This window comes from Pseudomonas sp. NPDC087803, from assembly GCF_044742995.1.
GTDB lineage: Bacteria > Pseudomonadota > Gammaproteobacteria > Pseudomonadales > Pseudomonadaceae > Aquipseudomonas.
This window is the reverse complement of record NZ_JBIUVO010000019.1, coordinates 61,573-71,978: the sequence shown is the minus strand read 5'-3', so window position 1 is coordinate 71,978 and position 10,406 is coordinate 61,573. Positions and strand designations below refer to the sequence as shown.

At 55.1% G+C, this 10,406-nt stretch carries 13 protein-coding genes; 5 read left to right on the top strand and 8 right to left on the bottom strand.

From position 1 onward, the window contains the following. Together ACIOUG_RS13285 and ACIOUG_RS13280 are read left to right on the top strand one after the other, a co-directional pair. Positions 1 to 2,058: RHS repeat-associated core domain-containing protein (locus tag ACIOUG_RS13285; protein ID WP_401066106.1), on the top strand; the 2,058-nt coding region annotated here is incomplete at its 5' end. Further along, positions 2,055 to 2,486 (top strand): DUF6896 domain-containing protein, encoded by a 432-nt coding sequence (locus ACIOUG_RS13280; protein WP_401066103.1) that lies wholly within the window; start codon positions 2,055 to 2,057, stop codon positions 2,484 to 2,486. The genes ACIOUG_RS13285 and ACIOUG_RS13280, both read left to right, overlap by 4 nt. Positions 2,487 to 2,634: 148 nt before the next feature. Here the strand turns inward: ACIOUG_RS13280 and ACIOUG_RS13275 are convergent, their stop codons facing one another. From ACIOUG_RS13275 to ACIOUG_RS13260, 4 genes are all read right to left on the bottom strand, one after another. Continuing rightward, complete coding sequence (locus tag ACIOUG_RS13275) at positions 2,635 to 2,802, bottom strand: hypothetical protein (protein ID WP_003223252.1); 168 nt, start codon at positions 2,800 to 2,802, stop codon at positions 2,635 to 2,637. Positions 2,803 to 2,925: 123 nt separating this feature from the next. Next, positions 2,926 to 3,351, bottom strand: coding sequence for a YMGG-like glycine zipper-containing protein (locus tag ACIOUG_RS13270; protein WP_401066100.1), 426 nt, complete (start codon positions 3,349 to 3,351; stop codon positions 2,926 to 2,928). A 135-nt stretch (positions 3,352 to 3,486) separates the two neighbouring features. After that, positions 3,487 to 3,855, bottom strand: a complete 369-nt coding sequence (locus ACIOUG_RS13265) for a hypothetical protein (RefSeq protein WP_045122356.1) — start codon at positions 3,853 to 3,855, stop codon at positions 3,487 to 3,489. Positions 3,856 to 4,180: 325 nt separating this feature from the next. Then, positions 4,181 to 4,369: a hypothetical protein gene (locus ACIOUG_RS13260; RefSeq protein ID WP_401066097.1), complete on the bottom strand. Its 189-nt coding sequence runs from the start codon at positions 4,367 to 4,369 to the stop codon at positions 4,181 to 4,183. A gap of 240 nt (positions 4,370 to 4,609) precedes the next feature. On the opposite strand from ACIOUG_RS13260, the gene ACIOUG_RS13255 reads away from it, so the two are divergent. Continuing rightward, a complete protein-coding gene (locus ACIOUG_RS13255; protein ID WP_401066094.1) occupies positions 4,610 to 4,888 on the top strand; it encodes a hypothetical protein in 279 nt (92 codons plus the stop codon). A 58-nt stretch (positions 4,889 to 4,946) separates the two neighbouring features. Here the strand turns inward: ACIOUG_RS13255 and ACIOUG_RS13250 are convergent, their stop codons facing one another. Continuing rightward, entirely contained in the window at positions 4,947 to 5,267 is a 321-nt protein-coding gene (locus ACIOUG_RS13250) for a YbjQ family protein (protein WP_027613311.1), read from the bottom strand. Positions 5,268 to 5,502: 235 nt separating this feature from the next. Next, positions 5,503 to 5,742 carry a hypothetical protein gene (locus tag ACIOUG_RS13245; RefSeq protein ID WP_401066092.1) on the bottom strand — a complete coding sequence of 80 codons (240 nt, stop codon included), beginning with the start codon at positions 5,740 to 5,742 and terminating at the stop codon, positions 5,503 to 5,505. A 639-nt stretch (positions 5,743 to 6,381) separates the two neighbouring features. Here ACIOUG_RS13245 and ACIOUG_RS13240 point away from each other — a divergent pair. Together ACIOUG_RS13240 and ACIOUG_RS13235 are read left to right on the top strand one after the other, a co-directional pair. Beyond that, complete coding sequence (locus tag ACIOUG_RS13240) at positions 6,382 to 6,621, top strand: hypothetical protein (protein ID WP_401066091.1); 240 nt, start codon at positions 6,382 to 6,384, stop codon at positions 6,619 to 6,621. A gap of 32 nt (positions 6,622 to 6,653) precedes the next feature. Continuing rightward, entirely contained in the window at positions 6,654 to 7,502 is an 849-nt protein-coding gene (locus ACIOUG_RS13235; protein WP_401066088.1) for a hypothetical protein, read from the top strand. A gap of 55 nt (positions 7,503 to 7,557) precedes the next feature. Here ACIOUG_RS13235 and ACIOUG_RS13230 read toward each other — a convergent pair whose 3' ends face one another. After that, positions 7,558 to 8,577 (bottom strand): phage portal protein, encoded by a 1,020-nt coding sequence (locus ACIOUG_RS13230; RefSeq protein WP_401066086.1) that lies wholly within the window; start codon positions 8,575 to 8,577, stop codon positions 7,558 to 7,560. Further along, on the bottom strand, positions 8,577 to 10,334 hold the full coding sequence (locus ACIOUG_RS13225; RefSeq protein ID WP_401066084.1) for a terminase ATPase subunit family protein: 1,758 nt from the start codon (positions 10,332 to 10,334) through the stop codon (positions 8,577 to 8,579). The genes ACIOUG_RS13230 and ACIOUG_RS13225 overlap by 1 nt, the downstream gene beginning before the upstream one ends. Between the last annotated feature and the right edge of the window lie 72 nt (positions 10,335 to 10,406).

Here is a 10,406-nt window from a genome sequence, read left to right as displayed (position 1 = left end):
GCTTACGGCCAGGTCACTGCCGAACGCGACGAACTCGGGCACATCACCCGCTACGAGTATGACGACGACCTGCATCTGGTCTCGCGCAAGATCAATCCCGACGGCACGCGGGTGCAGTACCGCTACGACCATGCGCAGTTGTTGCTCACGGAAATCGAGAACGAATCCGGGGAAAAGTACCGCCTGGACTACACGCCAACCGGATTGATCCGACAGGAAACCGGCTTCGATGGTCGGCGCACCGCTTACGCCTACGACCGCAACGGGCACCTGCTGGAAAAGACCGAGTTCGGCGATGACGGCTCGACGCTGATCACGGCCTACGCGCGCGATGCGGCCGGGCGCTTGCTGCTGAAAACCCTGCCGGACGGGGTTGAGGTGGCTTACACCTATGACCGACTGGGCCGTTTGACCGGGGTTGATGACGGCCAGCAACATCCGCTGGCCTTTGAATATGACCGGCAGGACCGGCTGATCACCGAGCATCAGGGCTGGGGCTCCCTGCGTTACACCTACGACGCCTGCGGCCAGCTCAAGCGCCAGCGTCTGCCGGACAACAGCAAGCTCGATTACCACTACGCCAAGGGCGGCGCGCTGACCGCCATCGACCTCAATGGCACGCGGCTGACCAGCCATCAGTTTGAATGCGGTCGCGAGCTACAACGCCAGCAAGGCCTGCTGCGCAGCGATTATGCCTACGACGATCAGGGACGTTTACTCGCCCACGCTGTAGGTCATCAGCACGACTCGCTGTATCGCCGGGATTATGCCTACAGCGCCAACGGCAACCTCGAGCACATTGCCGACAGCCGCCACGGCCAGCGCACCTATGGCTATGACGCCCTCGACCGCTTGATCCGCGTGCGTCACTCGCGCGACGAACTGCCGGAAGCCTTCGCCCACGACCCGGCCGGCAACCTGCTGATGCAGGATCGTCCCGGGCCGACCCGGATCAAGGGCAACCGCCTGCTGATGCAGGGCGATCGCCATTACGACTACGACGCCTTCGGCAACCTGATCCGCGAACGCCGTGGCCGCGACCAGCAACTCGTCACCGAATACCGCTACGACTGCCAGCACCGCCTGATCGGCCTGACCCGCGCCGACGGCCAGACCGCGACCTACCAATACGACGCCTTCGGCCGCCGCATCCGCAAAACCGTCGATGGCGTCAGCACCGAATTCTTCTGGCAAGGCGACCACCTCGTCGCCGAAAGCAGCAAAACCCACCACCGCAGCTACGTCTACGAACCCGGCACCTTTCGCCCGCTGGCGCTGCTCGACGGCAAAGGCCCGAAAAAGGCCTGCCCGTTCTACTACCAACTCGACCACCTCGGCACGCCGCAGGAACTGACCGACTACAGCGGTGAAATCGTCTGGTCGGCGCAATACGACGCCTACGGCAAAGTCGCGGCGATCACCCTCGCCGGCGAGGACTACCTGGATCAGCCGCTGCGGTTTCAGGGGCAGTATTTCGATGCGGAGAGTGGGCTGCATTACAACCGGCACCGGTATTACGACCCACGGTTGGGGCGGTATCTGACGCCGGATCCCATCAAGTTGGCGGGTGGGTTGAATCAGTACCAGTACGTGCCGAATCCGACGGGGTGGGTGGATCCGTTGGGGTTGAACTCCAATTGTCCGCCGCCGAAGAAGCCGGGTTGTGAGGTGCCGGGTGGGGTTATTGGAGCTAAGGCAAATGAGGGTGAACCACAATTACCGAACTTGATTCATGGCGTTGACCCACATTCAGTGAAGCGAACGCATGCAATCATGGGGAAAAAATCAACCAAGGACGTCGAAAAAATAAGGGATCAAATGCGAGCAGGTGGCTACGATGTCAGCTATCCCATAGACGTAGCAGAACATCAGGGCAACTTGTATATTCTAGATGGACATCACCGCGCAGCAGCTGCAAAACAAACAGCAACGCCTATAACTATAAAACTGATCACAAATATCAGAGATCACAAAGGAGAGCTCAATACGATAGAAGAAGTCATTGAATCAGCTAACAATGTCGGACACGACCGATTGGAGCATCACAGAAGAAGATGAAAAAAGACGATAAAAACCTTGAAGATCTAATAACTGACTTCCTTTCAAAAGTTGAACACGGGACAGAATTACTTCAAAAAAAATTTGGAACCCGGAATATTTTAAGACTTTGGCGGAGCAAGCAAATCGAACGCTGCGGCGAAATAACTGATGAAATTCAATATGAACTGCACGGCGTAGGGTGCGCCATTCACTTCCCATCAGAATCAGTGGACTTTGATTATGGTTCGGATAACAGAATCGACGGCTTTGATGTATGGCGCCTTTACATTTATGCGAGCGACAGGCCATCCATATATAAAAAATACTGCGACAAAAAAACAGTTGAAAAAGAATTTAAAGAGTACATCGCATCAGGCCGAATAAAAAAAATGTCACCATCAGATAACCTTTACATACTTGTCAACCCTGACTCAACTTCCAAATAACAAAATATTTGTCGTTTTGCTTTCGCCCGCCTTGACGACTGTTTTACCGACCTTGACCCCGCGAGCAAACCGATCCGAATCAAAGGGCCTGAACTACAGGCCCCGGATATTTCAATTCTGTGCTGCCGCGCTCAACTCTCAAGACAACTTATTGCTCATCCTCATCCTCCTCATACTCCATATCTGCCTCATCCGCATCATTCAACGGCACCGTCGCATCATCCATCAGCGACCCCGGATCCTCGTTCCCCGGATCATTGATAAACGGCAGACCACTCGGGCCTTTTTCTTCCTTGCCTTCGGTTTCGGGAGTCATGGCAAACCTCTTCAGCTTATGGGTTGTATAGCGTTCGAAAAGCCCTACAGCCAATCGTTCCAGAGGCCGACCGCCAGAAACGAAAAACCCGGCGCGAGGCCGGGTTTGTTTTCAAATATTCAATCAATGATGGCGGTTTTTATGCTTGTACTTGTTGTGCTTGTGACCACCACGGGAGTGAGCTTTGCCGCCGTCATCTCCCAGGTTATTGCCCACCGCACCACCCGCCGCGCCGCCCAAGCCGGCACCGATGGCTGAACCGGTGGAGCCGCCCAAGCTATTGCCGACCAATGAACCGCCGGCTGCGCCGAGGCCACCGCCAATCGCAGCTTCCGTGCGATTGTGTTTGTTCGCCCCGACCGCGCCACCCGCGGCGCCACCCACACCTGCACCAACCGCCGCACCGGTGCTGCCGCCGAGCTGACCACCGACCACATTACCGAGCACACCGCCCAGGCCGCCGCCAACCGCGGCGCTGCCGTCTCCGGCGGCCATCGCGCCTTGAGCGACCAGTAATCCGAAAAACAGTGCAGACCAAGACAAGCGCATTTGAACCTCACAATTCCCGAATCGGGACGGTATGCCCACAGGGGCTTATGTCAAATTGGAGACTTTTTCCGGGAAAATGTTCAGCCATGAAAAAGCCCGACATCGAGCCGGGCTTTTTCTGACAAGCGCTCGGTATCAGTGACGCTTATGACCTTTGGACAGGTTGGTACCCACTGCGCCACCGGCAGCACCACCCAGACCGGCGCCAATGGTCGCGCCGTTTCGGCCACCCAGGCTGTTGCCGATCACCGAACCACCGGCCGCGCCGACACCACCACCGATAGCCGCTTTGGTCCGGCTGCCTTTGCCGGCGGCCATGGCACTGCCGGCTGCGCCTGCAACACCGGCACCAATCGCTGCGCCCGTGCTGCCGCCCATTTTCTGGCCGACCACGTTACCCAGTGCCCCACCCAGGCCGCCGCCGAGTGCAGCAGTGCCTTCACCGGCGACCGCACCTTGAGCAACCAGAAGCCCCAGAACCAGAGCAGGGAGTGTTAGACGCATGACAAAAACCTCAAAAATAGGGAGATCAAAAGGGGCCGAGATTGAAAGCTGCCGACGCGCTGAAGTCCAGACAAATCAGCCGCCGCCGCGCACTTGGCGCCGATTGGACAGCGATTTGGCAAAAGGTTTTATCGCAGGCAAAAAAAAGCCCGCTGGGGAGACGGGCTGGAGACTTGCTTTCTAACGGATGGCTTCACCCTACGTCCGTGGACGTGAAAAGTTTGTGAAAAAAAGCAGATTTTGCCCTATCACTTGTAGGAGATTTCCCTACATAAACTTTAGACATAAAAAACCCCGTTCATAGACGGGGTTGTTCGGTCTCACCTTACTTTCTTGAGCGGGCCGTAACCTTCGGCAGAAATTTGGCTTTTGGCCCCTTGGGCGCCGTGGACTTGATCTTGCCGGTCTGTACCGGATCCTCGCCAAAGCCCGATTGATACTCCGTCTGGCCGCAACGGACACAGTTGTTGAAAGAAAATTCGGCTCCATCGTCTTCGATATACGGATCAGTCATACCTTCGCCCCTTTGTAATAGATCGACACCGGCAAAGCCCTTTTGCCTGAAAAAATATCGACCTCCAAGGCTTTTGAGACTAGTCGGTCATTACTGGACTTGCGGTTCAGTGTGTCCGATGCCCGACGAATGGACTACACCGATTCAACACCCGCACGAAGCGTTGATCTCACAAACGCTAAAGATTCCCGGCGACAGGCCGTTGCCCTTTTTCATACAAATGAATCTCAAGGAGAGAACATGAAAATCAACGGATTCCCTGAAATGCCTGTCGTAAAGCTCACGGACGAACAAATCGCTGCCGGCAAAGCCGCCGGTGAGAAATTCAAGGAAAAGCTCGCTTCAGGCGACATCACTATCACCTACCCGGACAAACCGATTCTGACCCCTGGCGTCATCTATCACCCGAGTCAGCCGGCTGATCCGACGCCCTCCACCAGCACCCCGCCGCTGGTCGCAATCGATACGCCCCTGACCTATGACGCCCACGGGCTCGTCATTCTCAAGCCACAGGGCTGACCGAAAGCAAAAAGCCCATTCATCGTCTGAATGGGCTCGATTGAACACGGCGACTACATCACCGCAACTTGACCGCCGTACCCGTCGCGAATACCACAACCATGCCGCCCTTGCCCGCCGGCATGCTGATCTCGAAATCCAGCCCGACCACCGCATCCGCCTGCAACGCCCGCGCCCGTTCCTTGATCTCGTCCGTCGCCTGAACCCGCGCCTCTTTCAACGCACGCTCCAGCGTCTGCGAGCGCCCACCGAAAAAATCGCGCATGCCGGCAAACATGTCACGGATCACATTGACGCCCTGCACCGACTCCGCACTGACAATGTCCAGGTAAGCGGTGATCTGTCGGCCTTCGATGGCGTGAGTGGTGGAGATGATCATGGGAACAGTCCTTTTTTCTACTGATAAAGCGGCGATTGTAATGCGCTACGGAATATCAGACCGAGCACCTGCGCAGCGGTTTAAAATCCAGACGCCAGAAACCACAAAACCCCTGATCTCTTTCGAAATCAGGGGTTTTGTGTATTGAATGTGGCGGTGAAGGAGAGATTCGAAACCGCCCGATTGCGATTTTCGCGAAGTCGGCCCCCGGTTTATAAGGGGTTCAGGGCGATAGTTAGCGCGCAAGCGTTCCCATGGCAGTCCCATGAGTTTGCGGGGCAGTCGAACACCCAAAGGGCCATAGAGGAGAACCCGTTTTTTCAGGAACGGCATCGGAAAAAGGTAATTTCGGTAATTCAATCAATAGACCGGCCTGAGAGCCTTGATTTAACTGGCCTGCGAGGGATCGGCACAAAGTAATTTTTAAGTAATGTAGAGGTAAGGTAATTACCTTTTCAGGAAGTAATTTCTCCATTTATCCACCCCTTATAAATCAGTCACTTACGATCACATTACCTTTTTCATCACTCAAAATTACTTTCTGAAGTAATCCAGTAAAGCCAATGAATACGGGGCTTTCAGCGGTCTGCCGATATCCGAATTACCACATTACTTTTTTCCGACTGCGCTTCTGAAAATCAGCGCCTGACAGTGCCTAATGTCTGACGACCAAACGAGTCAGGGAAAATGCACCGGGTGCCCTACCCTTCGCAGGGATTCGCAGGTTTTTTGTGTCATTCGTTGACCATCACAAAGCCCAGCCGTGGCTGCACTCAGCGGATCGCAGGAGTGCGGAAAAAAAGCCCCATTTAGCCCGCAGGCGAGGTGGGGGGACGACGGCGCGCGCCGAACGCGACTCACAAAGCAGCCCTCGATTTGGGTCTTTCTTCAGAAAGCATGGCGAAAATTGCAGGTTAGGCTATAGCTGTATCAGGGGTTGAAAGGTACTTGCCGTATGGAAGGATGGCCTATACGCTTCGCGATGCTTTAGGCCTAGGCCAAATGGATCGTCAGAAAAACAATTGCCCATGTGGAATGCTTCGGGGGAACCCAGCCTATTGGACTGACGTCAAAAGTAACTGCATACCGAAAAACCGCATTGCGAGGGATTCGTATGAGCAAGAATCATAAACAATCGAAGCTGTTTGACCTACTGAAGGCCTGTTACCGCCCATCGGAAAATGACGATAAAGAGACTGCACCTTTTTATGTCACGAGCACTGGCGCGCTTTATGCAGATGCAAACGAGCTTATTCATGCCCAAGTAGTGCAAAAACAGCTTACAGCTTTCGCCTCTTTGGATAACGAGATCAACAGAGTTCAGAAAAAACAGAAAGCAGAGCAACCTCAGTAGATACGGTTTCCCCCGCTAAGGAAGAGGTTTGAATGCTCAAAGCAGCTTTCGCACTTATCCCGCTTCTGGCGGGATACGTTTTTATAAGCACTTGGCTTGCCACCAAATATTTAATCAAGCGTGAAGACTCGCAGAAGCTCTACATCCGAGCAGCATTCTGGGGGCTATGGCTATTTCTTCTGGCCTTCGCTTTGACATATCAAATAAAAGATTCAGTTTTGGCAGGCTTGATTTTTTTTCGCTCTCTAATGGATAGTGTTCCATTCGAAGTAGCCAATGAAAAAATAGACAATGCTTTTTGGGTATTCACACTTACTATAACTTTAATTATCGGGACTTTTGGCGGTTACTTTCTCAATTGGTTATACGCAATTTATGTCACCCCTAAGAAAAAGTTGGCCACCATAGTACTGGATAGACTTATTGGTGGAAAAAACCCTGTTTTATCAGTCATTTATAATTATGCAAGAAGAGACGCCGTAAAAGGTGCAATTACAGTAATGAATGCGGATCTCGAGCTGATTTTATTACGATCCATGGAAGAAAACATGCCCGTATGCGTCACTCTTGGACATGGAAAAGTCTACGTCGGCCTAATAACCGGATCTATTGACCCTGGCGACAAAAGAGACATGTTGCGCGTTTTGCCGCTGGTGAGCGGCTATCGAAAAAGTGATGACCACAAAATAACTTTTACAACATCCTACATATCCTTATATAAATTATGCACCGAAGGAAGCGAGCTAGAACACCTAGACCCTAGTAAATTCGAGATCGTATTTCCTCACTGTGAAATAAAATCAGTAAATCTTTTCGACATTAATGCATACAATGCTTTCCAAGCGAAATCGGGCGAACTCAACAATATTTCAACTGACTAGCGACCATACTATTTCAAATCGATTCCACTTCTAAACGATGTCATATAACCAATCATTATACTTCATTTAATTCGTAGGTTCTGAAGGTCATTACCTCTTCTCCCATCCAATCGTTTAGCTGGGTCATTCGTGCCTGAATGGGTTCCAGCTCATTGGCAGAATAGATTTGTGCGGCCTCCCGAATCGACCCAAACCCACCCGCATTCTGCGGCACAATCCCCATCAGTTGCGGCGGAATCCGCAGGCTGGCCAACACGTCATCCCGCGTCTGATTCTTGATCGAATTGAATTCATCCTTCGCCGCGACCTCGCTGACGGGGATCAACTGGATCCCGTCCTTCTTGCCGGTCGGCGAGTAGACGAACAAATTCCGGAAATTGCCTGGCCCCTTTGATTCCTTCAGGGCCTTACGCAACGCATCAATATCCGCTTCCGTCTGCGCCGCGTCGGTCATGTACAAGATGAACCCGGCATGACTCCCGTTCTCGTAATACTTACGCCGAAACAACGTCGCCGATTCATTCAACAACGCCGACTGCAACGCGCTGATCCACTCCGGCAATCCATAAATCTCCTGATGCAGATCCGCCTCACGCAGGTGAAAAACGCTGTCCGGCTCAAACGCATGCTCATCCTTCCACCCCCGCACCTGGTAAAACTGCCCTTCCGGCCCGACTCGCATGTACTTGGCCAACGGCGTTTCCAATTTGCGCACCCCACCCAACCGCGAGCGGCGCCCCTCCAGGTAGCCATTGCCCAGACACAAAAAGTCCAAAGCAAACTGCTCAAACGAAGCCCGCGACAACAGCGGATGCGGGATAAATGTCTTGCTCAACAGGTTCCGCTTGAACATCAACCCCGAATGCAAATGCACGCTCGCCCCTACCGACCGGGCCAGCCCGTCCAGCGAAAGCGGCGGCTCATACCATCGCCCATTAAACCAGCACTCCAGGTAATCGAAAACCTCGCGACCGCCCAGCACTGGCGTCGGCTCACCGAAGGAAAACACCTGAGTTCCCGCGCCAGTGGCGGGTGTCGTCGCGGGCAACGTCTGGCTGGCAAGTTGTTCGGTCATCAGTAAATCTCCATGCGCCCGGTGTTGGCAGTCGTCTGCCCCTCAAGCGGTTCGTGGTGCAATGCGTGAAAGAGCGCCCAGGCCAGGTCGGCGTGGCCGGTGTTGTCGTTGCGGCCGGCGGTGTAGGTGTACTGGCGTCCGCCGGCGGTGACGGTTTTGCGGATCGCCATCAGCGACTGGGCCATGTCGGTCCAGCCGGCGTCGAATTCGAGCCGGCCTTTGTGGATCACGTCGTAGGCCTTGAGTACCAGGCGGGTTTTGACTTCAGGCGAGTAGCTGAAGGTGGTCACCGGAGGGAAGAACTGGCGCACCAGCTGGGCCACGCCACTACCCAGACCGGTCACGTCGATCCCGATGTAGGTCACCCAGTAGCGATCGCAGACGCTCTTGATGAACGCGGCCTGCGCAGCGAAGTCCATGCCCCGGAATTGGTGGCGTTCGAGGATGCGGAACTTGCCGCCCGGTACCAGCGGTGGCGCGACCACCACCATGCCGGAACAGTCGACCGTCTCGGCCGGGTCGTAACCAATCCAGACCTGACGATCGCCGAACGGGCGTATGGCGAAGGGTTTGTAGTCCTCTGCCCATTCGACCCAGCTGTCCACCATGCACGACTGCAACAGGGTCAGCGGGAAGATGCTCGCGCCATCGTCGACGAACTCGCACATCATCAGGTTGGCGAACGCCTCGGGACTGTATTCGCGGCGCAGCTCTTCAATGTCAAAGAGGTCGCAACCGCCCCGCTCCGCTTCAAGGATCGTGACGATCTGCCGCCACAATCGATCCTCGCAGAACCGCCCCTGCTGGAGCGTTCCGTGGGACACATCCACCTTCGTATGCTGCGCTGCCGGCTTGCCCTTGTTGAAGCGCTCGCCCGTCCAAAACGTGTACGCCTCATGGGCCATGCTCGACGGCGTGGAGAAGTAGGTCTTGCGCCACTTCTTGTGCATCGCCATGCCCGAGGCGACCTTGTTCAGCTCCTCGAACTTGAACGTCCAGAAGAATTCGTCGAAGTAGAAATTGCCGTGGTAGCCCTGGGCGGTGCGGGCGTTGGTGCCGAGGAAAAACAGCTCGGCGCCGTTGGGCAACACGATGGGGTCACCGGTCAGTTCGACGCCGATCACCTCGCGGCAAAACGCCTGAATGTAGCCCCGGAACAGGTAGGCCTGGTTCTTCGAGGCCGACAGGAAGATCTGGTTGCGCCCAGTGTCCAGCGCATCGATAAACGCCTCGCGGGCGAAGTAGTAAGTCGCACCGATCTGCCGGCTCTTGAGGATGACGCGGGTGCGCTGATTGCCGGCGCGGTACCAGTCCTTCTGATAGTCGAAACAGCCATCGATGAAGGCCTCGCGCAGCCGCTCGATCTGGTCTGCGTCAATTTCGTTTTTGACGGCCTTCTTCTTCGGCTCGGCGTTACGTTTCGCCAGGTTCGGGTTGAGGTCGGTTTCGGTACCGCCCCCCTGAAAGCGCTGAATTCGCGCCTGCCGCTCCAACTGGCGGTGTAGCAGATCAATCTCCTTGAAATCGCCGCCGCTCTTGCCATCTTTGAGGATGAGCTGCACCAACCGCGCTTCCAGTGCCCCGCCGATGCGTTCGACGTTATCGGCCCGGTCCCACTCATCGCGTGCCTTCCAGCTGTGTAATGTTTTTTCCTTTTCGCCTGTGGCCTCGGCAATCTCGCAGACGCGCCAACCCATCCAGTAGAGAAACTTGGATTGGCGGCGCGGATCAATGGGCAACAGTGCGGTCGTAGTCATGGCCGCGATGCTGCCGCCCATGCCGGCGACTCAATAGCGCCGCCTCATGTACCGCCCTTCCCCACAGTCCCG

Excerpts from the sequence above, each read along its gene's own strand:
- ACIOUG_RS13280 (WP_401066103.1), top strand. The coding sequence starts at position 2,055 with ATGAAAAAAGACGATAAAAACCTTGAAGATCTAATAACTGACTTCCTT.
- ACIOUG_RS13275 (WP_003223252.1), bottom strand. The coding sequence starts at position 2,802 with ATGACTCCCGAAACCGAAGGCAAGGAAGAAAAAGGCCCGAGTGGTCTG.
- ACIOUG_RS13270 (WP_401066100.1), bottom strand. The coding sequence starts at position 3,351 with ATGCGCTTGTCTTGGTCTGCACTGTTTTTCGGATTACTGGTCGCTCAA.
- ACIOUG_RS13265 (WP_045122356.1), bottom strand. The coding sequence starts at position 3,855 with ATGCGTCTAACACTCCCTGCTCTGGTTCTGGGGCTTCTGGTTGCTCAA.
- ACIOUG_RS13260 (WP_401066097.1), bottom strand. The coding sequence starts at position 4,369 with ATGACTGATCCGTATATCGAAGACGATGGAGCCGAATTTTCTTTCAAC.
- ACIOUG_RS13255 (WP_401066094.1), top strand. The coding sequence starts at position 4,610 with ATGAAAATCAACGGATTCCCTGAAATGCCTGTCGTAAAGCTCACGGAC.
- ACIOUG_RS13250 (WP_027613311.1), bottom strand. The coding sequence starts at position 5,267 with ATGATCATCTCCACCACTCACGCCATCGAAGGCCGACAGATCACCGCT.
- ACIOUG_RS13245 (WP_401066092.1), bottom strand. The coding sequence starts at position 5,742 with ATGGAGAAATTACTTCCTGAAAAGGTAATTACCTTACCTCTACATTAC.
- ACIOUG_RS13240 (WP_401066091.1), top strand. The coding sequence starts at position 6,382 with ATGAGCAAGAATCATAAACAATCGAAGCTGTTTGACCTACTGAAGGCC.
- ACIOUG_RS13235 (WP_401066088.1), top strand. The coding sequence starts at position 6,654 with ATGCTCAAAGCAGCTTTCGCACTTATCCCGCTTCTGGCGGGATACGTT.
- ACIOUG_RS13230 (WP_401066086.1), bottom strand. The coding sequence starts at position 8,577 with ATGACCGAACAACTTGCCAGCCAGACGTTGCCCGCGACGACACCCGCC.
- ACIOUG_RS13225 (WP_401066084.1), bottom strand. The coding sequence starts at position 10,334 with ATGACTACGACCGCACTGTTGCCCATTGATCCGCGCCGCCAATCCAAG.